Source organism: Elusimicrobiota bacterium (genome assembly GCA_016218575.1).
Taxonomy (GTDB): domain Bacteria; phylum Elusimicrobiota; class Elusimicrobia; order UBA1565; family UBA9628; genus JACRDN01.
Map to the genome: position 1 here is coordinate 82,010 of JACRDN010000005.1, position 25,720 is coordinate 107,729.

The 25,720-nt window shown below is 62.6% G+C and carries 25 protein-coding genes; 24 read left to right on the top strand and 1 reads right to left on the bottom strand.

Annotated features, from left to right (window positions below):
* Positions 1 to 61 precede the first annotated feature (61 nt).
* The 24 genes from HY921_00895 to lptB all read left to right on the top strand — a co-directional run bounded on the left by HY921_00895 (position 62) and on the right by lptB (position 23,620).
* The gene (locus HY921_00895) at positions 62 to 2,203 is read left to right on the top strand and encodes a sodium-translocating pyrophosphatase (GenBank protein MBI5629419.1); all 2,142 of its coding nucleotides are present in this window, start codon (positions 62 to 64) and stop codon (positions 2,201 to 2,203) included.
* Between the two features lie 43 nt (positions 2,204 to 2,246).
* Positions 2,247 to 2,567, top strand: coding sequence for a preprotein translocase subunit YajC (gene yajC / locus HY921_00900; protein MBI5629420.1), 321 nt, complete (start codon positions 2,247 to 2,249; stop codon positions 2,565 to 2,567).
* A 12-nt stretch (positions 2,568 to 2,579) separates the two neighbouring features.
* A complete protein-coding gene (gene secD / locus HY921_00905) occupies positions 2,580 to 3,998 on the top strand; it encodes a protein translocase subunit SecD (protein ID MBI5629421.1) in 1,419 nt (472 codons plus the stop codon).
* Between the two features lie 3 nt (positions 3,999 to 4,001).
* The gene (secF, locus tag HY921_00910; GenBank protein ID MBI5629422.1) at positions 4,002 to 4,907 is read left to right on the top strand and encodes a protein translocase subunit SecF; all 906 of its coding nucleotides are present in this window, start codon (positions 4,002 to 4,004) and stop codon (positions 4,905 to 4,907) included.
* Entirely contained in the window at positions 4,908 to 5,492 is a 585-nt protein-coding gene (locus tag HY921_00915) for a hypothetical protein (GenBank protein MBI5629423.1), read from the top strand.
* The gene (locus HY921_00920) at positions 5,492 to 6,127 is read left to right on the top strand and encodes a lysophospholipid acyltransferase family protein (GenBank protein ID MBI5629424.1); all 636 of its coding nucleotides are present in this window, start codon (positions 5,492 to 5,494) and stop codon (positions 6,125 to 6,127) included. The genes HY921_00915 and HY921_00920 overlap by 1 nt, the downstream gene beginning before the upstream one ends.
* Positions 6,124 to 7,428, top strand: coding sequence for a 3-deoxy-D-manno-octulosonic acid transferase (locus HY921_00925; GenBank protein ID MBI5629425.1), 1,305 nt, complete (start codon positions 6,124 to 6,126; stop codon positions 7,426 to 7,428). The genes HY921_00920 and HY921_00925 overlap by 4 nt, the downstream gene beginning before the upstream one ends.
* An 80-nt stretch (positions 7,429 to 7,508) precedes the next feature.
* Positions 7,509 to 8,864, top strand: coding sequence for a hypothetical protein (locus HY921_00930; GenBank protein MBI5629426.1), 1,356 nt, complete (start codon positions 7,509 to 7,511; stop codon positions 8,862 to 8,864).
* 246 nt (positions 8,865 to 9,110) lie between these two features.
* Positions 9,111 to 10,580: a lipopolysaccharide heptosyltransferase II gene (waaF, locus tag HY921_00935; protein MBI5629427.1), complete on the top strand. Its 1,470-nt coding sequence runs from the start codon at positions 9,111 to 9,113 to the stop codon at positions 10,578 to 10,580.
* Positions 10,538 to 11,620: a glycosyltransferase family 4 protein gene (locus HY921_00940; GenBank protein ID MBI5629428.1), complete on the top strand. Its 1,083-nt coding sequence runs from the start codon at positions 10,538 to 10,540 to the stop codon at positions 11,618 to 11,620. The genes waaF and HY921_00940 overlap by 43 nt, the downstream gene beginning before the upstream one ends.
* Positions 11,621 to 11,675: 55 nt before the next feature.
* Positions 11,676 to 12,722, top strand: a complete 1,047-nt coding sequence (locus HY921_00945; GenBank protein ID MBI5629429.1) for a glycosyltransferase — start codon at positions 11,676 to 11,678, stop codon at positions 12,720 to 12,722.
* The gene (locus HY921_00950; protein ID MBI5629430.1) at positions 12,709 to 13,464 is read left to right on the top strand and encodes a glycosyltransferase family 2 protein; all 756 of its coding nucleotides are present in this window, start codon (positions 12,709 to 12,711) and stop codon (positions 13,462 to 13,464) included. Before HY921_00945 ends, HY921_00950 begins: the two co-directional genes overlap by 14 nt.
* Positions 13,454 to 14,269, top strand: coding sequence for a polysaccharide deacetylase family protein (locus HY921_00955; protein ID MBI5629431.1), 816 nt, complete (start codon positions 13,454 to 13,456; stop codon positions 14,267 to 14,269). The genes HY921_00950 and HY921_00955 overlap by 11 nt, the downstream gene beginning before the upstream one ends.
* Complete coding sequence (locus HY921_00960; protein ID MBI5629432.1) at positions 14,270 to 15,247, top strand: glycosyltransferase family 9 protein; 978 nt, start codon at positions 14,270 to 14,272, stop codon at positions 15,245 to 15,247.
* Entirely contained in the window at positions 15,244 to 16,338 is a 1,095-nt protein-coding gene (gene lpxK, locus HY921_00965; GenBank protein ID MBI5629433.1) for a tetraacyldisaccharide 4'-kinase, read from the top strand. Before HY921_00960 ends, lpxK begins: the two co-directional genes overlap by 4 nt.
* On the top strand, positions 16,338 to 17,150 hold the full coding sequence (locus HY921_00970; GenBank protein ID MBI5629434.1) for a DUF3108 domain-containing protein: 813 nt from the start codon (positions 16,338 to 16,340) through the stop codon (positions 17,148 to 17,150). The genes lpxK and HY921_00970 overlap by 1 nt, the downstream gene beginning before the upstream one ends.
* 11 nt (positions 17,151 to 17,161) lie before the next feature.
* Complete coding sequence (gene rfaE1 / locus HY921_00975) at positions 17,162 to 18,172, top strand: D-glycero-beta-D-manno-heptose-7-phosphate kinase (protein MBI5629435.1); 1,011 nt, start codon at positions 17,162 to 17,164, stop codon at positions 18,170 to 18,172.
* Positions 18,163 to 18,936, top strand: coding sequence for a 3-deoxy-manno-octulosonate cytidylyltransferase (gene kdsB, locus HY921_00980; protein ID MBI5629436.1), 774 nt, complete (start codon positions 18,163 to 18,165; stop codon positions 18,934 to 18,936). The genes rfaE1 and kdsB overlap by 10 nt, the downstream gene beginning before the upstream one ends.
* Positions 18,933 to 20,546: a CTP synthase gene (locus tag HY921_00985; protein MBI5629437.1), complete on the top strand. Its 1,614-nt coding sequence runs from the start codon at positions 18,933 to 18,935 to the stop codon at positions 20,544 to 20,546. Before kdsB ends, HY921_00985 begins: the two co-directional genes overlap by 4 nt.
* Entirely contained in the window at positions 20,539 to 21,369 is an 831-nt protein-coding gene (gene kdsA, locus HY921_00990; GenBank protein ID MBI5629438.1) for a 3-deoxy-8-phosphooctulonate synthase, read from the top strand. The genes HY921_00985 and kdsA overlap by 8 nt, the downstream gene beginning before the upstream one ends.
* The gene (locus HY921_00995) at positions 21,366 to 21,719 is read left to right on the top strand and encodes a zinc ribbon domain-containing protein (protein MBI5629439.1); all 354 of its coding nucleotides are present in this window, start codon (positions 21,366 to 21,368) and stop codon (positions 21,717 to 21,719) included. Before kdsA ends, HY921_00995 begins: the two co-directional genes overlap by 4 nt.
* Positions 21,716 to 22,231 (top strand): LPS export ABC transporter periplasmic protein LptC, encoded by a 516-nt coding sequence (gene lptC, locus HY921_01000; protein ID MBI5629440.1) that lies wholly within the window; start codon positions 21,716 to 21,718, stop codon positions 22,229 to 22,231. Before HY921_00995 ends, lptC begins: the two co-directional genes overlap by 4 nt.
* Positions 22,209 to 22,904, top strand: a complete 696-nt coding sequence (locus tag HY921_01005) for a hypothetical protein (GenBank protein ID MBI5629441.1) — start codon at positions 22,209 to 22,211, stop codon at positions 22,902 to 22,904. The genes lptC and HY921_01005 overlap by 23 nt, the downstream gene beginning before the upstream one ends.
* Positions 22,901 to 23,620 (top strand): LPS export ABC transporter ATP-binding protein, encoded by a 720-nt coding sequence (lptB, locus tag HY921_01010; GenBank protein MBI5629442.1) that lies wholly within the window; start codon positions 22,901 to 22,903, stop codon positions 23,618 to 23,620. The genes HY921_01005 and lptB overlap by 4 nt, the downstream gene beginning before the upstream one ends.
* Here lptB and HY921_01015 read toward each other — a convergent pair.
* Entirely contained in the window at positions 23,617 to 25,455 is a 1,839-nt protein-coding gene (locus HY921_01015) for a hypothetical protein (GenBank protein ID MBI5629443.1), read from the bottom strand. The two genes, lptB and HY921_01015, sit on opposite strands and share 4 nt — an antisense overlap.
* Between the last annotated feature and the right edge of the window lie 265 nt (positions 25,456 to 25,720).

Consider the following 25,720-nt stretch of genomic DNA (forward strand, 5'->3'; position numbering starts at 1 on the left):
AATTTCTAGCCATATTTAAAACATAGGAGGGTTGGGACTGGAAATGGATTTCTCTTCCTCGATGAAACCGGCGTTGATTCTGGTGTTTGGGTCTTCCTTATTCGCCTTGGCCGTGGCTTTCTGGCTCATCCAGTGGGTGATGGGAAAGGATACGGGAACCCCTGAGATGCGCAAGATATCGGACGCGGTCAAGAGCGGGGCAGAGGCCTTCCTGCGCCGCCAGAACAAGACCATCGGCATGCTGGCCGTGGTTCTGGCCGCGGTGATTTTTGTTCTCTACGCCTTCGTGCGCGAGCACAACCAGCACGATCCCGCGGGGGCCATGGTCCTGGCCCTCTGCACCACCCTCTCCTTCGCGATCGGCGCCGCCTGCTCGGTAGTGGCGGGCTACATAGGAATGTGGGTTTCCATCCGCACCAACATCCGCACGGCCTCGGCCGCGCGCCACTCCCTAAACGACGCCCTCCGGATCGCCTTGCGCGGGGGTGCTGTCTCCGGCTTGTTCGTGACCGCTCTTTCCCTCCTGGGCGTGGGCGGCTTGTTCTCGGCCTTGAAGCTCATGGGCTTTGGCTACGAGAAGATTCCCTTCATGATCGTGGGCTACGGCTTCGGGGCGAGCTTCGTGGCTCTTTTCGCGCAGTTGGGCGGCGGCATCTACACCAAGGCGGCCGACGTGGGCGCCGATCTCGTGGGAAAGGTCGAGGCCGGGATACCTGAGGACGACCCCCGCAACCCCGCGGTGATCGCCGATTTGGTGGGAGACAACGTGGGCGACTGCGCGGGCCGCGGCGCCGATCTTTTTGAGTCCACGGCCGCGGAGAACATCGGGGCCATGATTTTGGGCACCGGGCTGGTGCCCTTCTTCGGCTGGAAAGGGGTTCTCTTCCCCCTGGTCGCCCGATCCCTGGGGATACTGGCCTCCATCGCCGGGATCATGGTGGTCAAGACCGAGGAGGACGCCGATCCCATGGAGGCCTTGAACCGCGGGTATTACCTAGCTTCTCTCCTCGCGGCGCTGGGATTCGCATTCTCGGCGTGGTGGCTGCTCTCCTCGGACAAGGCCCCGCAGGCCTGGATCTACTACACTTTCTGCGGCGTGATCGGCATCCTCACCGCGCAGGCCTTCGTCTACATTACTCAATACTACACGGAGTACAAGTACCGGCCGGTCCTTTCCATCGCCGAGGCCTCGCAAACGGGGCCGGCCACCAACATCATCGCCGGGGTCTCGGTTGGGTTCGAGTGCACCGCCGTTCCCGTGCTCGTGATCTCGGCCGCCATCCTTTCTTCGTATAAACTGGGAGGCTTGGCTCTGGGCTCGAACGCGGTGGGCGGCCTCTTCGGCACGGCCGTGGCCACCATGGGCATGCTCGGCACCGCGGCCTACATACTGGCCATGGACACCTTCGGTCCGATCACGGACAACGCGGGGGGTATCGTCGAGATGTCCCGCCAGCCCGAGAACATCCGCAAGAAGACCGACCGCTTGGACGCGGTCGGAAACACGACAAAGGCCTTGACCAAGGGCTACGCCATCGGCTCGGCGGCGTTGGCGGCCTTCCTCCTCTTCTCGGCCTACCTCGACGAGATATTCAACTACACTGCCAGGAGAATCGGCGTGGACCTCTCCAAGCCAGAGGTCTTCATAGGAGCTATGCTCGGGGCCATGCTCGTCTTCCTCTTTTCGTCTCTCGCCATCCGGGCCGTGGGCACGGCGGCCTTCGCGGTCATCAACGAGGTGCGCCGGCAGTTTAAGGCCAAGCCCGGCATCATGAAGGGCACCGAGGAGCCGGATTACGGGCAATGCGTGGACATAGTGACCTTGGGGGCCTTGAAGGCCATGGTCCTTCCCGGAATACTGGCAGTCGCCGGACCGATCCTGGTGGGCCTCATATTCAAGGTGTTCATTACCCCCGCCGATCCCACCATCGCGGCCGAGGCCGTGGCGGGGCTGCTCATGATCGGCACGGTGAGCGGAATCCTGGTGGCGCTTTTCCTTAATAACAGCGGCGGGGCCTGGGATAACGCCAAGAAGTACATCGAGACCGGGGCTTACGGCGGCAAGGGTTCCGACACCCACAAGGCGGCCGTGGTGGGCGACACCGTGGGCGATCCCTTCAAGGACACGGCGGGCCCGTCTTTGCACGTCTTGATCAAGCTCCTGGCCACCATTACCTTGGTGCTGGCACCCATGTTTCTCTAGAAAATTGCTATAATACTGACGGTTTTTTTAACTAGGAGCTTTCATGCAACCGCAAGCCAATCCCATCATCAGTCTTTTCCCCATCGCCGCCATATTCCTCATTTTCTACTTCCTGCTCATCCGCCCCCAACAGAAGCAGCAGAAGGCGCATCAGAAGATGCTGGAGGGCCTTAAGAAAGGGGACCGGATACTAACCACCGGAGGCCTTTACGGCGCCATAGTGGGGCTCAAGGGCAATGATCTCGAGGTGCGCTTCTCAGAGACCGTGAAGCTGACCGTGGCACGCTCCGCGGTGGCTTCTCTTCTTTCCTCCGAGGGAGACTGCGCGCAAACCTCGGCCAAGACGCCCAGCGCCATCTCCTAGGACCTTGACACCATGAATAAATTCCAACTCAAATGGCTGGGGGTTTTGGCCTCCATAGGCCTTGCCGTTTTTCTCCTCTATCCCTCCATCAACTGGTATTCCATGGACGCCAAGGAGCGCGGGCGCCTGGAGGCCTACCGCCTGCGGCCGAAGTGGCTGCTCAACCTCGGCCTCGATCTCAAGGGCGGAACCCATCTTCTTATGGAGCTCGACGTCTCCCAACTTCCCCCCCAGGCCGACGTGAACGACGCCATGAGCAGGGCCATCGAGATCATCCGCAACCGCGTGGACCAATTCGGGGTGGCCGAGCCGCTCATCGTCAAGCAGGGCGCGCGTTGGATCGTGGTCCAGCTGCCCGGCATCACCAACTCCCAGCAGGCCAAGGAGCTCATCGGCAAAACCGCCCTTCTCGAGTTCCGGATGGTGGAGAGCTCGGAGAAGGCCCAGCAGGCCCTCAATAAATTATCCGAGCTGGGCGCGGCCTTCGAGGGCGAGAAGATTTCCCCTGCGGCCGCCAAGCTCGTGCCAGCGGGAACGGAGCTTTTCCGGGGCAAGGACAACTCGATCTATCTTTTGAGCAAGAACGCGCCCTTGACCGGTGCCCAGCTTGACACGGCCAGGGTCGAGACCGGAGGCGGCGACTACGGGATGCCGGTGGTGGCCTTCAAGTTCAAGCCGGAAGCGGCGAGCGTGTTCTCCAATCTCACGGCGGCCAACGTGGGCAAGAACCTCGCCATTGTTTTGGACGGCGTCGTCTACTCGGCTCCCGTCATTAAAGGAAGGATTCCCGGGAGCTCCGGCATCATCGAGGGCAATTTCACGATCGAGGAGGCCAAGAGCCTGGCCATCGTGCTGCGGGCGGGCGCCCTTCCCGCCCCCGTCAACATCATCGAGGAGCGCACCATCGGTCCCACGGTGGGAGAGGACTCGATCAAGTCCGGGCTCTATTCGACCCTCATCGCGGGGGCACTCATTTTCGCCTTCATGGTGGTCTATTACAGCTTCGCGGGTTTCGTGGCCGACCTCGCTCTGATCTTGAACCTGGTGCTCCTTCTGGCCTGCATGGCCTATTTCGGCTTCACCTTGAGCCTGCCCGGCATCGTGGGCATCGTGCTCACCTTGGCCATCTCGGTGGACGACAACGTCCTTATCTTCGAGCGCATCCGCGAGGAGCTGGCCTTGGGCAAGCCCGTGCGCATCGCGCTCGAGACCGGCTACGATAAGGCCTGGACCGCGATCTGGGACTCGATGGTGGCCACCGGCATCTCCTCCATTTTCCTCTTCCAGTTCGGCAGCGGCCCCATTAAGGGATTCGCCGTGACCTTGCTCCTGGGCATGGCCATCGGGCGCTTTACCGCCATTAATTTCACGAGGCTGGTGTTCCAGACCTACCTCTCCAATCGCGACGTCGACACCTTGAGCATAGGATAAGACATGCACATTTTCCCGAAAACCCATTTCGATTTTCTGGCCTGGCGCCGCAAGTTCTTCTTTATTTCCGCGCTTCTCCTGGGCGGCAGCATCATCTCCTTGGCCGTTCGCGGGGTCAAGTACGGCATCGACTTCACCGGAGGCACGGTCCTTCAGATCACGTTCGATAAGCCCTTGGAGCTCTCCGAACTCCGCGCAGCCGTCGAGAAGGCGGGGTTGGCGGACGCCGCCCTCCAGCATTTCTCCGGCACCAGCACCTTCGTCATCCGCATCCAGGCCGACCCCAACCAGTCGGCCGAGAAGATCGAGAAGCAATTGGCGGCGATCCAGGCCGCGGTGGGCGAGGACAAGTTCCGGGTGGACAACAAGGAGTTCGTGGGCCCAGCCGTGGGAAAGCACTTGTTTCGCCAGGCTTTGTGGGCGATCGTCCTGTCGTTGGCCGGGATCATCGTTTACCTGGCTTTCCGCTTCGCCAATCCGATGTGGGGCGTGGCGGGAATAGTGGCCCTTTTTCACGACGTGCTCGCCACCTACGGCCTCTTCTCGGTCCTGGGGGCGGAGGTGGATCTTCTCATCATCTCGGCCATTCTCACCATCGGCGGCTATTCCATACACGACACCATCATCATTCTCGACCGCATGCGGGAGAAGATGCGGATCATGCGCAAGGACCCCTTGAACGTGGTCATGAACGAGAGCATCAACGAGACCTTGTCTCGGACCGTGATCACGAGCCTCACGGTGCTTGCCGTGGTCATCATCGTTTTTTTCTTCGGCGGCAAGGTCATCCACCACTTCGCGATGGCCATGGTCTTCGGCGTGATCGTCGGGACTTATTCCAGCATCGCGGTGGCGGCCCCATTGGTGTATGAATGGTCCCTTCATTCCCGAACGGCGGCGAAAAAATAGATGCGGAAAATCATCGGATTTAAGCTCGCCTTAAGTCCGAGAGATATTCAGCGCCGCGCAAAAAAAGCACAAGTAGCCCTCGACGCTCTCGCCATGGGCGAGGCGGAGCTCCAAAAGCTGTCGGGAGAAGCCGCCAAGATGCTCAGGCCCGGCCTTCTCTTCGACACCTTCGCGCATCCGGATCCGGAGCAGTCCCTGCTTTCCCCCATCCCGGGCCTCGCCTATAGCCTTGCCTTGATCACCTTGGGCGAGGGGTGGTTGGAGGTGGCGGCAGATCTTGGGGCCCAGACCCCGTCGCTCGCGTGCTTGATGCCCCTTATTAGGGACTCGGCATTGGACGAGTCCCTGCGCTTCGCCTCTTCTCTTATCGAGGAGGAGGCCAAGAAGGACTCCTGCGAGTTGAGCCCCATCTCCAAGCTCTCTGAGCCCGCGGCCCTCGAGGCGGCCTTGCGCAAGCTCGAGGGCGCCAAGATCGGGCTCTCCCTGGCCGATGGGGCTTTGTCCCCTCAGCCGGCCCTGGCCTGCGCCTTGAGTTGGGTCGCGAAAGCCAAGTCAAGGTCCAAGGGCTCCGGCAAGTCCCGGTAGTGCTGCTCGCCTGGATCGTTCCTCCCCTGGTTTACCTGTACATGTCGCTGGTGGGCGTTACCACGCGGGTGACGGTCTTTGGGGCGGAGCACCGCAGGCGCCTGCGCGGCCGCGGCCAGAGGTTCATCTACGCCTTCTGGCACCAGCGCCAGGTGTTCTTCACCTGGAGCCACCGGGGAGACCCCGCCGCGGTCCTGGTCAGCCGCAGCCGGGACGGCGAGCTTATCGCCCGGACCATGCGCCTCTCGCGCCTCTCGGCCTTGCGCGGCTCCTCGACGAGGGGGGCGGTCCCGGCCGTGCGCGGCATGATCGAGGCCTTGGACAGCGGTCTGGACTTGGGGGTTACCCCGGACGGCCCCAAGGGCCCGGCCCGCGAGGTCAAGCCCGGGGTCATTTACCTTGCGCAAAAGCTCCAGATCCCAATTCTCCCGATCACCAACGCGCTCTCGCGCCGGATCGAGTTCAAAAGAGCATGGGACCGATTCCAAGTCCCTCTCCCCTTCGGCAAAGCCGCGTTGTGCTACGGAGCCCCGATCTCGGTGGCTCTCGACGACGACCATTCCAAGAAGGCCAAGGAGCTGGAGGAAGCCTTAAACCTCCTCACCGAAGAGGCCGATAGGCTGGTGCGCGTGTGATCGGCTTAATCGCCTACCAGCTCCTCTTTTTGCCCGCCGCGCTTTTCTGGCTGGCCGTTTTCGCCCTTTCGCCAAGGAGGGGGCTTCTCCGAGGGTTGGGCGATGAAATCAAGGAGCGGCTCGGATTTCTGGGTCACGCCGCCCTGCGGAGGTTGAACCTCCGCAGGGTTGTTTGGATCCACGCGGCCTCGTCGGGAGAGGTCGGGGCCATGGCGGGCTTCATCAAGGCCCTGGCGCATAGGGACCCGGGCGCGCGCATCCTCGTCACGAGCTCGACGAGCGCCGGCCGTGAGAGAGCCCGAGCTCTTCCCGGCGTCTCGGCCGCGGTCATGGCCCCCCTCGATTTTATTCCCTGCCTCGGGCGCTTCATCACCGCGGCGCGGCCGCGGGCCCTTCTCATAGCCGAGACCGAGCTTTGGCCGGCCATGATAGAGTTTTGCTCGCGCAGGGCGATTCCCATCGCCGTCTTGAACGCGCGACTTTCTGAAAGAAGTTTCGGACGCTACAGGAAAGCCCGAATCTTCGTTCGCCCCTATTTAAGGCGCATTTCGCTGATTTGCGCCCAGGACGAGGCCGAGGCCGGGCGCTTCCTGGAGCTGGGAGCAAACCCTGACGCTGTCCGGGTGGCCGGCAACATGAAATGCGACCAGTCGGAGCCTCCCGCCCAGATTGGGGAGGTCCAGGGGGCATTTCGGCTTTTGGGCTGGGAGGGGCGGCCCGTTTTCGTGGCGGGCAGCACCCATCCGGGCGAGGAGGAGATTCTCCTCGACGCTTACGCGCGGGCAAGGCGCAGCTTCCCCGAATTGAAGCTTGTCCTAGCACCTCGGCATGTGGAAAGAACGGAGCGGGCGGAAACCCTCTTGCGGGCCAAAGGCATCGATTTCGCATGCTGGTCTGACTTGACGCGGGGCATTCCCCAAACGAAGACTTCCGTGCTGCTTCTCGACATCATGGGTCTGCTCCCCTCTTTTTACGCCCTCGCCCGGGCTTGCTTCGTCGGAGGAAGCCTGGTGCCGGTGGGCGGGCACAGCTTGCTTGAGCCGGCGCTGGCGGGGTCCCCGGTCCTGTTCGGGCCCCATGTGGACAACACCGAGAGCGTTGCCAGGCTCTTGGAGAGCGCTGGCTGCGGATTCATGGTGGAGGACGCGGACGCCCTATCCCGAGTTCTTGGGGATTTGCTGGCCGACCCCGTGCGCTCTCAGGCTTTGGGGAGACAAGCCTCGGAGCTGTCCCGAGGCCTACAGGGCGCTACCGAGCGCTGTCTCGACTGGGCCTGGCCGCTCGTCGCGGGCCCCCAGTGAGTCGTCTCGAGATTCTCCTCGCGACGGCTTTAGGTCTGATTACCATCTTGGTATTCGCTCCCTGCCTTGGCAATTCCTTCGTGAGCTGGGACGATTACGCCAATCTCGTCGCCAACACGCGTTACCGGGTATGGAGTTGGGCTTCGCTTAAGTGGATGTTCATGACTTCCCATCTCGGGCACTATCAACCATTGACTTGGCTTTCTTTCGCTTTGGATTATTCCATTTGGGGGCTGGACCCGCGGGGATTTCATCTCACGAATATACTGATTCATGCGGCCAACGCGATGATGTTCTATTTCTTGGCCCTGATCCTGTTTTTACGTGATCGCCGGCCGCAGACGCCGTCCCTTCCGGCCCCGCGATTATCCGCGGCTTGCGGGGCCTTGCTGGCCGCCGCTTTTTTCGCCCTCCATCCTCTACGAGTGGAATCCGTGGCCTGGGCGACGGAAAGGCGGGATGTCCTGTCCGGATTCTTCTTTCTTGCGGCTTTGCTGGCCCATGCTCGGGCGAGAGTCGGCGGGCGCGCAAAGGCTTGGCTCGCCCTTTCCTCCGTTTTTTATCTTTTCTGCATTTTATCCAAAACGGCGGCCCTTCTCTTCCCCGCGGTAGTAGTCCTCCTGGATATTATTTTTTTTGATCGGAGACCGCAATGGAAGGAGATGCTCCCCTTTGCTTGCATCGCGGCACTCGGCGGGGCTTCTGGGATATGGGCCCAAAGAGCTTCCACGGCCTTGGTGGGGCTTGATCAGGCCGGGTTTCAGGCGCGGATCGCGCAGGCTTTTTACGGCCTTGCCTTCTATTTGCGAAAGACGGCCTGGCCGAGCGGGCTTTCCCCCCTCTACGAGAAATCTTTTCTTCTTTCTCCGAGCCCGTTCTATCTTAGCGCCGTTTTCGTGCTGACTCTGGGAGCGGCGCTGATGCGGCTGCGAAAGCGCTGGCCCTGGGGCTTCGCGGCTGGGATTTATTACGTCCTCATGCTGCTCCCAATGCTGGGGCTGGTCAAGTCGGGCCGGCAGACCGTGGCCGATCGCTATAGTTATCTCAGCTGCCTCGGCTGGGCCTTGTTGCCGGGGGCGGGGTTGAAAACGCTTCTTGAGGCGCGAGCGCCTGGAATTCTAAGAGGCGCCGGACTGGCCGGCGGAATCGCAATACTCATCACGCTGGCGGGGCTCACCCGGCGCCAGACGGAGGTCTGGCGCAATTCTACAAGCCTTTGGAGCCGGGCCGTGGAGCTCGACCCCGGTTCCTACTTCGCCCGCAGGAACCTGGCCCAGGCCCTCGCTCTCGAGGGCCGGCAGGGCGAGGCCCTGGCCGAACTTGAGCGCGCCAAAGAGTCCCAGGTCCGCGTCTATCGCGAGGCTTCGCGGCTGTATTTGAAAAAAGGCGATGCCGAGAGGGCCAGGGCCTTCCTGGACCGGGCCGATCGCCTGTAGTAGTCAGAGGGCTGTCCCGGCGACGTCAATTCCGTAGTTATCCACAAAAATTCCCGGGAAGTTTTTGGGGATAACTTTTGCCTGGATTTCGTTTAACGTGCCTCACGGGGCCTAGGCCTTAAGGCCCATGGCAATGGGTTCCGGCAAAAGCCCGCCCGGGGCAAGCATTTTTGCGTGGTGCCGCAAGAATGATATAATAGACCAATCAAGAAAATCCTGGTCATCCGCCTTTCCTCATTGGGGGACGTGATCCTCACCGCCCCCGTCTATAAAAACCTCAAAAAAGCCTGGCCGGACTGCTCGATTTCTCTTTTGGTGAAAGAGCCGTTTGCCCAAGCTTTGGAGGGAAACCCCTATCTTGACGAGGTCATACCCTACCGAGGCCTGGCCTGGACCTTGCCCCGACTGAAGCGGGCGGGATTCACGCATCTTCTCGATCTTCACGCAAACCTGAGGTCCTTCTTCCTGAGGCGCCTCTGCGGAGCGCCTCAGGTGCTGATCTACCGGAAGCTCGTCATGGCCCGCCGTCTATTTGTCGCCTTCGGCTGGCGCTCCCCCCAACTCGAAAAGCACACCGTGGACAAGTATCTGGAGCCGCTCGCGGCCTGGGGAGTTCCGGTTTCTTCGCGGAGCCTCGAATTGGGAGACTTTGAGATCCCCGCCCGGCGTCCGCCCGGGGGGGAGAGAGAGAAGATATTGATTGTTCAAAGCGCTTTTCTGGGAGACACCTTGCTCACGTTGCCCCTGGCCAAGGGATTGAAGGCCCTCAGGCCGGAATGCACGGTGTCGGTGCTGACCTTGCCCCAGAGCGCGGAGCTTTTCCGGGGACAGCCCGGCGTGGACGAGGTCCTGGAGGACGACAAGAATGGCCGTCATTCGGGAGCGGGCGGCCTTTTCAACCTCTCCAGGGAGCTCAAGGGCCGCGGCTTCGACGCGGCTGTGATCCCGCACCGCTCGCTTCGCAGCGCGGTTCTGGCCTGGCTTTCGGGAATCCCCGAGAGAGTGGGGTTTTCCTCGAGCGCGGGGAGGCTATTGCTTACCCAGTCAGTGCCATTCACATGGCTCATGCATGACTTGGAGCGGAATTTGGCGCTTTTGGGGCCATTTAAGGCCGGGGCCTTGGCTCCACCTCGCGACTCTGTTTATCTCAACGTTGGCCAGAGCGCCCTGGAAGAGCTCGGGCGACGCCTGGCGGGCGCGGGAGTCGCCCAGGCAGACAAGCTTGTCGGCGTGCACCCAGGCTCGGCCTGGCCCACGAAGCAATGGCTTTCCGGGCGCTTTACCGAGGTCTGCCGCCGGTTTTCGCGCGATGGCGTCAAGGTGGTGCTGGTGGGCGGTCCCAAGGACGCGGCTATCTGCGCCGAGATCGCGCGGGAGTCGTGCGCTCTCGATTGGTCCGGGAAAACGAGCCTATCGGAGCTCAGGGCCCTCATGGGCCGGCTCTCTCTTTTCATCACCAATGACTCCGGCCCCATGCACATGGCGGCGGCGAGCGGTGTTCCCACGCTCGCGATATTCGGGCCGACAACCCGCGAGCTCGGATTTTTCCCCTATGGCCCCAAGCACCGGGTCCTCGAGGCGGATTTGCCCTGCCGCCCCTGCGGGCTTCACGGCTCGCGAGAGTGCCCGCACGGGCATTTTCTTTGCATGCGCCTCATTTCCGCCGAGGAGGTTTGGAAGAACGCCGCGGAGATGCTGGGGGTTCGCGCCGGGTGAGGATACTGCACCTTCACGACGAGCCATGGGACTCCGGGATCGCCCATTACGCCCTGACCTTGGCCGCGGAGCAGAAAAGGCGCGGGCATCGGGTGTTCTTTTGGAGCCGAGAGGCCGCCTTCGCGGCGCAGGCGGCCAGGGATCTCGGTCTGGAGTGCCTGGAAGTTGCGTCGCCGTGGCGGGATTTGGCGGTTTTCAGGGAGAGGGCGCTTGCCTTGGGAGTGGAGATCATTAATGCCCATACTGGTTCTTCGCAGGCCTGGGGCGCCGCCTTGGCCTTGGGCGGGAATGTCCCGCTGGTGCGGACAAGGGCCGACGCCAGGCCGACCTCGAGGCATTTTTTTTCCCGTTTTATGGCCCGACGCACCGCGGCCTTCATCGCGGCCAATTCGCGGATCGCCGCGGAGCTCTCGCTGGCCTTTCCGGGCGCCAGAGTGGCCACGGTGTTGCCCGGCCTGCCGGACGCGGCGGCGCCTGCGCTGGCGGGTGAGCCAGTGGTCGGGATTCTGGGGCGCCTGGATCCCGTGAAAGGCCACGAGACTTTTCTTGAAGCCGCGGCGATGCTCCGGGAAGAGTTCCCTCTGGCCCGTTTTCTCGCCGCGGGAGCGGGCGAGCCCGCGCGAATGGAGGAGCTCGGGAGAAAATCCCGTAGCTTGGGCCTTGAGGGCAAAGTGGAATGGCTGGGCAAGGTTCCCGACGCCTTCGCCTTCATTGCCTCCTGCCGGATAGGAGTCGTGGCCTCCATCGGCTCTGAGGCCGTCTCGCGCGCGGCCTTGGAGTGGATGTCGGCGGGCAGGCCCTTGATCGCCGCGGCGGTGGGCGGCATTCCCGACTTGGTCGAGGGTGCCGGGCTCCTGGTTGCCCCCCGGGCCCCCGGGGCCCTGGCCGAGGCCTTGAGGGGTTTGCTTGCTGCTCCGTCCCGGGCCGAGGAGCTGGGGGCCAAGGCCCGGAATAGTTTCGAGGCGCGCTTTCGCATAGGGCGCGCGGTCGAGGAAACGGAGAAGGTCTACGAAGACGAAATACGACGTTTTTCACATTGACGGGGAGCGGGGATTTCGGGGCGGGGAGCGCCAACTCCTCTATCTGGCCTGCGCTTTGCGCGCCCGGGGCCACCGCAACGTGATCGCCTGCCGGGAAGGCGGGCCCCTATACGAGCGCGCCCGGGCTTTGGGCTTCGAGGTTTTGGCCTTACCCTTTTTCATGGAATGGGACCCGGCCAGCGCCTGGATTCTTAGGGCCGCCATGGCTAGGACCCCCAATCCGGTGGCCCACGCCCACACCGCCCACGCCGCGGGAACAGCGGTTATGGCCGGAATCGGGCGGGACTTCGTTGGCGTCATGCACCGGCGCGTGGATTTCCCCTTTAGTTCCTGGAGCGCGCGCTTCAAGTACGGACTGGCCGATCGGGTCGTCGCCGTGTCGTCCGCCATCAAGAGGGTCATGGTCCGGGCGGGGCTCGATGCCGCGAGGATAGAGGTCGTTTGCGATGGTGTCGCCGCGACCGAGGAGGAGCGGCGCTGGACCGCGGGCCTGCCCTCGTTTTCCCCCGCCTCGAGCCAGGAGAAGGCGGCCTTGCGTCGGAGTCTTTCTGAGGAGTTCTCGATCCCGGAGGGAGGCTTCTGGATCGGAAACCTCGCGGCCCTGGTCCCGCACAAGGACCACGACACTTTGCTCGCCGCGGCTCTTCTTGTTGTCCACAAGAATCTCCGGGCCTATTTCCTGGTCGCCGGCCAGGGGCCGGAGGAGGCGTGCCTCTTGGAGCAGGTCAAGAGGCTGAATCTCCTGGGGCGTGTATTCTTCCTGGGGCAGCGCGAGGACGCGCCGGCCCTCCTGAGGGCCTTGGACATTTTCGTATTATCTTCCTGGGGAGAGGGCATGGGAAGCGTGCTTTTGGAGGCCTCGGCGTGCCGCCTGCCGATCGCCGCCACCACGGCGGGAGGCATTCCCGAGATTGTGGAGGACGGCCGAAGCGGCCTTCTCTGCCGGCCCCGCGATCCCGAGGGCTTGTCCCGGAATATCCTGAGTCTGATGGACTCTCCCGCCTTGTCGCAATCCCTGGCGGACGAGGCCTTGGGGCGTCTGCCCCGCTTTGGCCTTGCGCGCATGGCCGAGCGCATGGAGGAGGTCTATGGTGCGGCTTAGCGCGATTATTATCGCCAAGGACGAGGAGGAGGACCTGCCGGGGGCGCTCGAAAGCCTCAAGGGGCTGGCCGACGAGATCGTCGTCCTTCTCGACACAGCGAGCTCGGACCGCTCCGATAAGATCGCCGAGGAATTCGGGGCCGTGGTCCGCCGCAGGCCCTTCGACACCTATGCCGGCCAGAAGCAGGCTGCCTTGGAGCTGGCCCGCGGGGAGTGGGTCCTTTCATTGGACGCCGACGAAAGGGCGTCTCCGGAGCTCAAGGAGGAGATGCCTGGCGTCTTGAGCCAAGACGCCGCAACTTCGGGTTACGACATCCCCTTCGAGGTCCACTTCCTCGGCCGCAGGCTTGGCCACGGGGGTTTGGGCCGTGAATCTCATCTGCGCCTGTTCCGCCGGGACAAGGCGCGCTTTGCGGGCGGGGCCCTGCACGAGGGAGTGGAGGTGGCGGGGCCGGTCTCTCGCCTGCGCGGAAAAATCATCCACCGCCCCTACAAGGACATCTCGGAGTACGTCCGGAAAATGGACCTTTACACGGACTTGGCGGCGCGCAAACGCTTCGCGATGGGAGCTCGGTGGCGCCCTTGGCGGCACCTCATACTTGCCTGGGAATTCTTCTGCCGGGCAGTGCTCAAACTGGGATTTTTAGACGGCCAGCCCGGGCTCGTCTGGGCCGGGCTCTCGGCGTTTCATAGCTGGCTTAAATATGTCAAACTAAAAGAATTGGAGAAAAATGATGCTTGAGATAGGAGCGGGCTTGGGCGCGGCCGCCATCCTGGGCGCCAGCGCCCGTTGGAATTGGTGGCGCCCCAGGACGAGCGGGATTCCTTCCTTGATGTACCATAAGGTGGGCGATTATCCGCCCAACTCCCAGCTCAAGAAACTATGGGCAAGCGCGGGGAACTTCAGGAAACACATGAAGTACTTGAAGGATAAGGGGTACACCTCGCTTCTATTGGCGGAATTGCTGGAAATAGAAATGAACAAACGGCCCATGCCCACTCGGCCGGTCCTTATTACTTTCGACGACGGCTACGCCAACAACTACGAGGTCGCCTATCCCCTGCTCAAGGAATTCGGGATGAAGGGCAATATTTTCCTGGTGTGCGAAACCATGGACGGTTACAACTCCTGGCACAACCCGGCCTCGGAGTCCTGGCTCTCCATGCTGACCTGGGCCCAGATCAGGGAAATGCAGGATTCAGGGGTGGTCGAGTTCGGCTCCCACACCATGCGTCACCGCAATCTCGACAAGATTTCCCTGGAAGACGCGCGTTGGGAGCTGGAGGAGAGCAAGAAAAGGCTCGAAGATAAGCTTGGCCGTCCCATGGTGGGGTTTGCCTATCCCTACGGGGCCGGGGCCTACAACCCCGACGTGCGGCGTCTGGCGCGGGCGGCCGGCTACCACTACGACTTCGGCATCCGACAGGGAATATCCTCCTGGCCGTGGAGCCCCGATTCGGGGCCGCTCAAGCGGCTGTTCATCCGCGGCGACGACGGCATGCTCGACTTCCACCTGCAGATGACCCGGGGGAAAGCTTATTTCTAAATGGAAGAGCCGCGTTCGATCCTCGTCATTCAACTGCGCCGCATCGGGGACGTCATCCTCACGACTCCCGCCTTGGCCGCGCTCAAGGCGCGCTACCCCCAGGCCCGGATCGACTTCCTGGTTGAGCCCCCCTGCGACGAGGTGCTCGAAGGCAATCCCCATTTGGGGCGGGTCCACTCTTACCGAGCTCGCGGAATTTTTGGGGCTCTCTCCTGGGTGCGCCGCGTGCGCTTGCTAGGCTACGACTGGGTGATCGACTACATGGGAAATCCCCGCAGCGCCCTCGTCACGGCCCTGAGCGGGGCGCGAGTCAAGGCCGGGCCCGGGCACGTGGCGCACCGCTGGGCCTACAACCACCGTCTGATCCAGTCCCCCACGCCTCATTACGCGGCAGAGGAGAAGATCCGGATGCTTGCCACCTTGGGCGTGGACGGCCGCAACGCCGATTTCCTCCCCCATCTCGCGTTCTCCAGGGGGACCGCGGAAAATATGGTGGGACTTATTCCAGCTTCCCGCCGCGCGACCCGGCGCTGGCCCGCGGTCCATTACGCGCGGCTCGGGCGCCTCCTGCGCGACAGGTTCGGCTCGCGGATCATGGTGTTTTGGGGACCCGGAGAGAGGGCCTTGGCCGATGAGGTGGCCGCCGGCGTGGGAGAGGGGGCCGAAACGAGCCCGGAGACCCCCGGACTTAAGGATTTAGCGGGCCTCGTCGGGAAGTGCCGTCTCATCGTCACCAACTGCAACGGCCCCAAGCACTTGGCCGTGGCCATGGGAGTGCCGACCCTCACCGTGCACGGCAGCAGCGATCCCAGGAGCTGGAATCCCCCCCATCCCCGCCACCGATTCCTGCGCCGCGACGAGCTTTTCTGCATCGGCTGCGGGCTCAATTCCTGCCCTTACCATTTGGAATGCCTGGAGGGCCTCCCACCCGAGAGGGTTTTCGCCTCAGCCTGCGCTCTCCTGGAGGAGGGCGCGTGAATAACTGGGAGAAGCGTCGCCAGCGCCTGAAAGGCAATTTCCTGGGCTGGATTTTCCTGGCCGGGCTTTCCTGCCTCTACGGGGCCTGGGCCAGGCTCAGGCGCTGGCTGTACGCCAAGAAAATCTTTCCCTCGAAGAGACTTCCGGCCAAGGTCATTTGCATCGGAAACCTCACGGCGGGCGGGACCGGAAAGACCCCGGCGGTGCTCCTAGCCGCGCAGACCTTGCGCAGGCACGGCCAGGCCGTGGCCGTGCTCAGCCGCGGCTACGGAGCCAAGGCCAATGGGAAGGTCCTGGTGCTGACCCAGCACACCGCCCCCAGCTGGAAGGAGTGCGGCGACGAGCCGTGGATGATGAACCAGGTCCTCAAGGAGGCCGGAGTCCCGGTCGTAGTGTGCGCCGACCGGGCCAAGGCCGGGGAGGCGGCCATCACCTATTATCACTCCCGGGTCCTGCTCTTGGACGACGGCTTTCAGCATCTGAAGCTGCGGCGCGACTTGGACATACTCCTTGTCAACGCGGCGGCACCCTTCAGCGACGGCGAGTTCCTCCCGCTCGGCAATCTCCGGGAGCCCTTGTCGAGCCTGGCCCACGCGGGGCTCGTGGTAATCACCCATGCCGATCAGGTTCAGGCCCTGGCCCTGGAGGAGCTCAAGAAGACCATCCGCCGCTGGCAGCCTTCGGCTCCGATCCTGGAGGCCGCGCACAAGGCGGACTTCCTCATGGATCCCGGGACCCAGCAGAAGCATCCCGTGAGCCTCATCCAGGGCCGGGAGGTCGCCGTCCTCTCTGGACTGGCCGATCCGGCCTCATTCGAGGCCCAGCTTGAATCCCTGGGGGCCCGGGCGACTCAAAAATGGCGCTACCCCGACCATCATGCCTACCGCCCACGCGAGCTGCGCTCCATCGAGAAACTGCGCCAAGGCCTCCCCTTGGTGACGACGTTCAAGGACTTCACGCGCTTTCCCAAGGAATGGCGGGAGATATTGAAGGCCCAGGTTCTGCTCCTCGCCATCCGGCTTGAGATATTCAAGGGCGAGCAAGTCTGGAACCAGGCTCTCATCAACATCTCCCGCAAGGTCGTGATTTGATGAAAATCCTGGCCCTGGGCGCTGCGCTGGCTGGCGGGCTGGCCAGGGCCGAGGCGGTGACTCTTTCCTCGGCCGCCATTTCTTCTCCTTACGGGCTTTCGACAGGAACGACGGCGTTCGCGGCCCCGATGAGGCCGCTTACGGTCTACCCCGAGCGCCTGGTTTACGATGTTTCCTGGGGCCTGCTCCCTGTCGGAGAAGCGGCCTTGAGCGTGCAGGAAATCGTGCTTTTCGCGGGGCGTCCGGCTTATCACGTGGTTTCCACCGCCGACTCCAACAAGTTCTGCGACGCCTTTTACCAGGTGCGCGACATCAACGAGTCCTGGATAGATGCTGAGCGCCTGGTCTCGCTCGGCTACGCCAAGAAGCTGAGGGAGGGCCGTTATTTCCGCGACGAGTGGGTCCTCTATGACCAGGAGAACGGGAATTTCCTGGCCAAATTAACGAGCAAGGACGGAAATTACAGCTATTCGGCCGGGACCTCCCCAATATCGGTCCAGGACATACTCTCCAGCCTTTACTACATCCGCTTCCAAAACCTCGTGCCCGGCAGGGAGATCGTCCTCGACGTCAACACCAAGCAAAACTGGCCCTTGGTCATAAAAGTCGTAAAGAGGGAAACAGTGAAGACCCCGGCCGGAAAATTCCAAGCCATTTTGGTCGAGCCGGCCATCCGCCAGGAGGGCATCTTCATCCAGAAAGGCAAACGCCTGCAGGTGTGGTTGAGCGACGACGCGCGGAAAGTTCCCGTGCTCATGAAGGTGGAGGTGTTCTTCGGCCACGTCACGGCCGCTTTGTCCAAAATGCTATAATGCCTCATATCATGCCCAGGCCGGCCGAGCGCCAACACCCAAGGGGCCGCGCGACGAGACCCCTGAGGTCTCTTCTTTCCCGGTTTCCCAACAAACGCATCCTCGTCATCGGCGACCTCATGCTCGACCAATATATCCGGGGCTCGGTGGCGCGGCTGTCCCCTGAGGCTCCGGTTCCGGTGGTGCGCGTATCGCAGGAGTCCTTCATCCCTGGAGGCGCTGGCAACGTGGCCTCGAATCTGGCCGCCCTCGAGGCCCAGGTGATCCTCCTCGGAGTCGTGGGAAACGACGGGGCGGGGCGGGAACTCCGGTCCCAACTGGGCTTGAAGGGCATCCCTTCCGACCATCTCTTATGCGATCCCGAGCGGGTGACCGCGCAGAAATGCCGGGTTATCGCGGAGCGCCAGCAAATGGTCCGCTACGACCGGGAAAACGGGAATCCCATCGGCCGCGAGACAGAGAACCTCCTCCTCGGGGCTCTCGCCGAGGCTTTGAAGACCGCGGACGCCGTGATTCTCTCTGACTACGGCAAGGGAGTGCTCACCCCGCGCGTGCTCGAGAGAGCCATCAGCGGCGCGCGGCGGCGCGGCATTCCCATCACGGTGGATCCCAAGATAGAGCATTTCAGGCGCTACCGCAAAGTGAGCTGCCTTACCCCCAACCTCCAGGAGGCTTGGGCCGGCCTGCACCGGCCGCCCAAAAAAGAGCTTTCGGCCTTGGAGGAGTTGGGGCGAGACATCATGAGAATCCTGCGTAGCCAATCCCTTCTCATCACCCGGGGCCCGGAGGGCATGAGCCTGTTCAAGGATGACGGGCAAGTCGAGCACATCCCCACGCAGGCCCGGGAGGTCTTCGACGTGACCGGAGCCGGGGACACCGTGATCTCGGTCCTGACCTTGGCCCTTTCCTGCGGAGCCTCCATCCGCGACGCGGCCATCATCGCCAACCACGCCGCCGGCATCGTGGTGGGCAAGCTCGGCACGGCGGTCGCCGGCATCGAAGAGATCAAAAAATCCTTGTGAACGATTTTACGGTGGTGATCCCGGCGCGCTGGGCCTCGAGGCGATTTCCCGGCAAGCCCTTGGCCCTTCTCCTGGGCCGCCCCATGGTGGAGTGGTGCTGGCGGGCGGCCGAGGCCGCGGGGCTGGGGCCCGTGCTGGTCGCCACGGAGGACGAGCGGATCGCCGCCGCGGTCCGAAAATTCGGCGGGGAGGCGGTTATGACCTCGCCGCGCTGCGCCTCGGGCACCGACCGGGTCCACGAGGCCTCTCGGGTCCGGCCCTCTCGCTGGGTGGTCAACCTCCAGGGCGACCAGCCCCTGATCGCCCCGGAGACTTTGCGCCGGGTGGCTCGGGTTCTCCGGGAGGACCCCAAGGCAGACATCGCCACGGCCGTGATCCCCTTGAAGGACGAGAGCCGCGCCAAGAACCCCAACGTGGTCAAGGCGGTCCTGTCGGGCCCCGGCAAGGGCGCGCCTTATCGCGCTCTCTATTTCTCCCGCTCCCCCGTTCCGTACCCAAGAGAGGGCCGAGTCCCTCGGCACGAGCACTTGGGAATCTACGGCTTCAGCCGGAAATCTCTCGACAGATTCGTGAGGTTGTCGCCCTCTCCCTTGGAGAGGACCGAGTGTCTCGAGCAACTGCGGGCTCTTGAGAACGGCATGTCCATCTACGCCGCCCAGGTCGAGGACTATCCCGTGGCCGTGGACACGCCGGCCGACCTGCGCCGGGCCGCGCGCCTGGCCCGCTTGGCCGCAAGCAAGAACATGTCAGGGAGCCGAACATGACCAAGTACATTTTCGTGACGGGAGGCGTTGTGAGCTCTTTAGGCAAGGGGATCAGCGCCTCGTCGCTCGGCAAGCTCCTGCAGGCCCGGGGCCTCGAGGTCGCGATGCTCAAGTGCGACCCCTACATCAACGTGGACCCAGGGACCATGAACCCCTTCCAGCACGGGGAGGTCTATGTGACCGAGGACGGGGCCGAGACGGATCTCGACCTCGGACATTACGAGCGCTTCCTCAACCGCGACATGCACCAGATCAATAACTTCACGGCGGGCAAGGTCTATGAGACCGTGATCGCGCGCGAGCGCCGCGGGGACTTTCTCGGCACCACGGTCCAAGTCATCCCCCACATCACCGATGAGATCAAGAACCGCTTCCGCCAGGTGAGCAAGGGAGCCGACGTGGTCCTTGTCGAGATCGGCGGGACCGTCGGCGACATAGAGAGCCTTCCCTTCCTCGAGGCCGCCCGACAGATGGGCCTGGAACTCGGCAAGGACAACGTCCTGTACCTGCACGTCACCTTGCTGCCCTACATCAAGGCCTCCGAGGAGCTCAAGACCAAGCCCACTCAGCACAGCGTGGGCAAGCTCCGGGAGATCGGCATCAACCCCGACATCATCGTCTGCCGCACGGAGAAGCCCTTGAGCCCGGAGATGAAGGCCAAGCTCAGCATGTTCTGCTCGGTGCCCAAGGAGTCGGTGATCGAGGCTCCGGACGTTGAGAGCATCTACGAAGTCCCCATGATTTTTCAAAAGCAGGGCCTCGACGAACAGGTCATGATGCTCCTGCGCCTGCGCAGCCAATCCAAGGATCTGGAGCACTGGAACCAATTCGTGGCGCGCTCTAAGAACCCCAAGCACGAGCTCAATATCGCTTTGGCCGGCAAGTACACCGACTACAAGGACGCTTATAAGTCCGTCAACGAGGCCTTGGCCCACGGCGGCATCGCCCACGACGCCAAGATCTGCATTCGATTCCTCGACACCACCAACCCCGACATCCACAAGCAGGTCGCCGACGTCCACGGGATACTCGTGCCCGGAGGCTTCGGAGACCGTGGGATCGAGGGCAAGATCCGCATGGCCCAGATCGCGCGGGAATCGCGCATCCCCTATTTCGGGCTGTGCCTGGGCCTGCAGATCGCGGTGATCGAGTTCTGCCGCAACGTCCTCAAGCTTTCCGGGGCCCACTCCACGGAGTTCGAGCCCAGGACCCGCTACCCCGTTATAGACATCCTGCCCGAGCAGAAGGCCGTCAAGGACCTAGGGGCCACCATGAGGCTCGGGACCTACGAGTGCTTCTTGAAAAAGGGAAGCCTCGCCCAGCGGGCCTACGGCCAAACCATGATTTCCGAGCGCCACCGCCACCGCTACGAGGTCAACAACAAATACCGGAAGCTTTTCGAGGAGGCGGGCCTGGCGGCGAGCGGCGTCCACGCCCCCAAGAACCTGGTCGAGGTGGTGGAGCTCAAGGACCACCCCTGGTTTCTCGCGGTTCAGTTCCATCCCGAGTTCAAGAGCCGCCCGGAAAGCCCCCATCCGCTTTTCGCCGGCTTCGTGGGCGCGGCCTTGGAGCGCGCGCTTTCCATGAGGGCCTCCAAGAGCCATGCCTAGCATTAAGGTCAAGGTCGGGCCGGTGGTTTTCGACAACGAGGGGCCCCTCTCCTTCATCGCGGGCCCCTGCGCTTTGGAGTCGGAACCTCTCCTCCTTAAGGTGGGAGAAGCCCTGAAGAGAGCTTTTTGCGCCTTCAGGACGTCTTACGTTCTGAAGTCTTCCTACGACAAGGCCAACCGGACCTCGCTTTCCTCCTTCCGTGGCCCGGGGCTTGAAAAGGGCCTTGAGATACTCTCTCGCGTCGGGAGAAATCTTGGCGTGCCCGTGCTGACGGACGTCCACGAGCCTTTCCAGGCCGAGATAGCCGCCCGGCACGTGGACATCCTCCAGGTGCCGGCCTTCCTCTGCCGGCAGACGGATCTTCTCCTGGCCTGCGGGAAGACGGGCAAGCCTGTGAACATCAAGAAGGGCCAGTTTCTGGCGCCCTGGGACATGAAAAACGCCGTCAAGAAAATCGAATCCACTGGCAACCGCCAAATCCTCCTCACCGAGAGGGGGAGCTCCTTCGGCTACGGCAACCTCGTGGTGGACATGCGCTCCCTGGAGATCATGAAGGAGCTGGGCTACCCTGTGATTTACGACGCCACGCATTCCGTGCAGCTTCCTGGAGGGCTGGGCCACGCCACGGACGGCCAAAGGCAGTACGCCGCCCCCCTGGCCCGCGCCGCTGCCGCCCTGGGAATCGCGGGCATTTTCATGGAAACCCATCCGTCGCCTTCTCAGGCCCTTTCGGACGGACCCAACTCTGTTTTCTTGAAGGACGTTCCGGCCTTGGTGGGAAAGCTTCGCCAAATCGACGCGGTGGTCAAGAAAACCCGATGAAATGCCTCAACTGCGGCCAAGAAAACAAGGATTCCGCCAAGAGCTGCCGGAAATGCTCCCGAGACCTCTCCATTCCTCCCGCCTGGTTTCCAGACCCGCGCTGGCACTTGAAGACCTTGGGAATCATCTACGCAAGCCTCGCCCTGGCCTACTTCGGGGTAAGCCGGCTTCTCAAGTCCCTTCCCAAGCCCTACCAGATCAGGACCATCCCTGTGGAGATGACGCCCTGGCTTAGAAAAGGCGTCAAGCACCTGCCGGAGGATCAGTTGAAGCCGCCCATTAGCCCCCAGGCATTCCCCGACGGATCCAAGGACCACGGCGCTTCCGCGCCGCAGCCCACGCCTCGGTGATGTATCTTCCGGCTCTATTGGCGAGTTTTACTCTGCTTTCCTGCAGCCGGGCAGGCCGTTTCTTCGAGCAGCCCCAGCAGGTCATGGAGGGCTTCTCCCTGAGCCAGGCCTATCGCGGGAGCTCGTCTTGGTTCCTGAAGTCCCCCAAGGCGGTTTTGCGGGAGGACCAGGGGCTGGCGATAGTCTCCTTTCCCGCGATGAAATTCTACAAAAACCAGAAACCGATCAGCCTTCTCAGCTCCCGGCTGGGGCTGGTGCGGCTCGCAAGCCAGGACATGACCCTCGTCAAGAGCGTGGTGGTCCGCTCCCTGGAGGATGGCTCGATGCTCGAAACCGAGTCCTTGGAATACTCCTCCAAGAAGAATAAATTCTTCACGGACAAGGAAGTGATCGTCACCCGTCCCGGAGCCCGCCTGCGCGGCTCCGGGCTGGAGGCTTCGCCGGATTTTTCCCAGGTCAAAATCTTCAAACAGAAAACCGTGATTCAGGATGACAAGATTAGCGCTCATTGAGGCGCTTCTGGGCCTTCTCTTGCTCGCTCCGGCCCGGGCTGGGGAGGCCCGGCCGCGCGCGGCCGGGAGCGTGGTTCAAAGCGACCAGTGGGAGGTGCGCCGCTCCCCCCATCGGGAGGAGGAATTCACCGGCAACGTGCGCTACCAGGCTGGACGCTCCCGCCTGCGCTCGGATTGGGCCCTTTTCAGCCATGAAACCGAGCTGTGGACAGTGCGGGGACACGTGCGGCTTGAGCATCGCATGCTGAGCGGCGATCGCGTTACGGCCGAGGGCGACGCCGGGACTTACTCCCTGGCCACCAAGAAGGGCGCGCTGACGGCTGAATCCGGCATCGAGTTTTCGAGGGCCCCCGACTCGGGCGAGCCAGACCGCGGCCGCGCGGACCGCCTGGATTGGGAGGGCGAGAGTTTTATGCAGCTGTCGGGGAAAGTCCATGTCTGGGGGCCGAGGCTCGAGGCCTGGGCCGACGAGGCCCAAGGGCGGGCCGATGGGCGCCGCCTCGATCTCTCGGGAGGCAGGCCGGTGCTCCTGCGATCGGGCCGATCCTGGCAAGGGGCGGTCAAGGCTAATCATATCGCAGCCTGGGAGCCAAGCGCCCAGAGCTCTGTAGAGGGAGTCTCCGCCGATGGAAAAGCCGTGGGCTGGATTTGCTTCGAGGGAGGGGGCCCATGAGGCTCTCGGCCAGGGATATCCACAAGTCCTACGGCGAGCGCCAGGTGCTCAAGGGGCTTTCCCTGGAGGTTCGCTCCGGGGAGATCGTGGGGCTTCTGGGGCCCAACGGGGCCGGGAAAACCACCACCTTCTACAGCCTGGCGGGCTTCATCCGCCCGGAGTCCGGGAGCATCTTCATAGACGACCGGGACGTGACGGCCTCCCCCATGTACGAGAGGGCGCGCCGGGGCCTCGGGTATTTGGCCCAGGAGCCCACGGTTTTTCGGGGGCTCACCGTCGAGCAGAACCTGAGAGCGGTACTCGAGCGCACTATGCCGGGGCGCCTGGAGCAGATGCGGCGGGTCAAAGAGCTTCTGGAGGAGTTCGGGCTTTGGGGGCTTAGGCGCCAAAAGGCGGCCACCCTTTCCGGGGGCGAGAAGCGCCGCCTCGAGGTGGCCCGGGCCATGATCAACAATCCTAAACTCATTCTTTTGGACGAGCCCTTCGTCGGCATAGACCCCATCACCGTGGGCGAACTCAAGGTTCTCATCTCCAAGCTCAAGGACCAGGGCATCGGGATACTGATCACCGACCACAACGTGCGCGAGACCTTGCCCATCATCGAGAGGGCCTACCTCATTTACGACGGAAAGATACTGGTGGAGGGCTCCTCGCGAGAGCTCCTCGAGGACCCCAAGGCGCGCGACCTCTACCTCGGCGCGGATTTTAAAATCTAATGGCGCCGCGCCCCGCCGCCGGAAGTCCTGGGATAGACGTTTATGCGCAGAAAGCCGCGGTTGAGCATAGACTTTAGGCGGGGTTCTCCCCTTAGGTAATTTTCCAACTGGGACTTTCGTTCGGGGCCCAGGACGCCTACGAGCAACAAGGGTTCCTCCGTACTCTGCTGGAAGCTGAGCTTGTAGCCGCTCGCTTCGAGAGCCCACTTTAGGTAATCCACCTCGTCCAGGTTGAGTCCCACCCGCTCGCAGAGCCTCAGCGAGAACTCGTACCAGGCTTCCTGAGGCCAGGACTTTCCCCAGATCTGCAGGGCGGTCTCCGGGCGCGCATCGGCTTTCAGGTGAGGGTAGGGAGGCAGATTCAAGGGGTAGAGGCCGGGTCGTGGGTTGTCTTCATCGGCCTGGCCGATGGATATGACGGGGTAATCCTCGATTCCGGGAGCGGTGGACTTGAGCTCTTCCCAGATATGGGACCATAGCCCGCCGCGACTGGTGTCCCAAAATATTGTGAGAGAGGGCTGATTGCCCGGATTTGCAGGCGCGTCCAAGCGGTAATCGAGCACGCCTTCCACCCGGGAGATTCGTGCCCTGTTGGAACTAAGGAAGTCGGAAAGTGATATTTTTGGCGCGACTTCAGGAGGGGGGATGAATTGCGGGGCCAACTCCTCGACCGCAAAGCCTATCCTCAAAATCTCTCGCTTTTTCGCCACGACGCTGACGTGGAATGTCCCTGGCTTGGCGTCAAATCGTCTGGGATCGGCATCATGCTCATCAGATGGAGGAGCAGCCGCGACATTCCAATGGATGTCGGTGATGCCGGATGAGCGCTCAGCTCCCTCGAGGCCCCTATAGAGCTTTGTCCTTACCTTAAATCGGTAGGCCGTTTTCCCGTTTTCAAGGGCAGTTGTTGTCGCTTCGATGATCGTCAGGTCGCGAATCTCCGATTTTTTCCAGCCGAAGGAATAGAGGAGAAAGGCCGCGAACTTGCCGTAGGCTGTCTTCAGAGCGGATGCCAGAAGCCTCTTCTCCGAGGCTCCTTCAGCGCTGGGCTGGCTTTGCCGCGGCGGCTTGCGAATTATCTTCTTGGGGTTTGGAGTGGGCCCCTCCTGCGCATGGGTTCGGGAAAAGGCGTGCCGGGCCGCTTGCAGGGCTTGGCCTATGTCTTGAAACCAGGCCTTGAGCTCCTGATCCTCCGGGATGGACCGGCTGAGGGCGCCCAGGAGGCCGTAGACACCCTCGATGCGATGCGCCTTTCGCGTGATCCAGTTGGGATTGCCATGATCGAGGTTTATGGCCATGACGCGGTCTCGCAGGGCGCGCGCATCGAGTTTAGTCGCCGGAGCCAACGTGACTCGCAGGCCGGTTCGGGCTTTCCTGGCGATTTCCCAGAGATGCCACAGATCTCTGTCTACGCTATCATGATAGGGATCAGGCAGTTCCGCGTAAATTTCCAGAGGTGGATTGCCATTCGGCGTGGCGGTTTGGGGTCGGATCTGCGCCTTGGCCCAGCTTTCTGCCAGCACGTTGGCAAGTTCAGAACACTGGGCTTGCAGCCCCATTTTCATCGTGGGATTGAGCAGAGCAATGGCTGACAAGAGCTTGTCATACTCGCGAATTTCATCCAATCGCTCTTTGATCGCCTCGGCACCATCAAGCTCCGTATAGATTGACAGGCGATCTTCAATGAGAGTTTTCAGGGACCTCAAAAACGCGCGCTCGGAGAAGGCCGCCCCCGCGGCCAAGGACAATTGAGGAAGCAAGGCGATCGCAGCTTGGGTTTTTTGGGAGGGGCTCTGCAAAGTCGCTATGCCTAAAATCGCCTCAGGGTTCTCCATTTTCCCAAGGATTGCGCTCCAAAGAGCCGCTCCGGCCGGAGAATCTGGCGCGAGGCCTGCGAGGATGATCTGGCTTATATGGCCAAACCCAGTTGCTGCCGATCCGCCTTGCTGGGCTGCCCTTGCGCCGCTGTCCGCAGGGCTGCGGTCAGCGACAGGATCGCCGCGGAGGTTGCCGGAGCTATCCCGCGCCCAAAGGCTGGCAAGCGCAAAAACTCCCGCGAGGCGATGGCATGTCCAGGGGAGGGAGCGGAAAGTGCCGGCG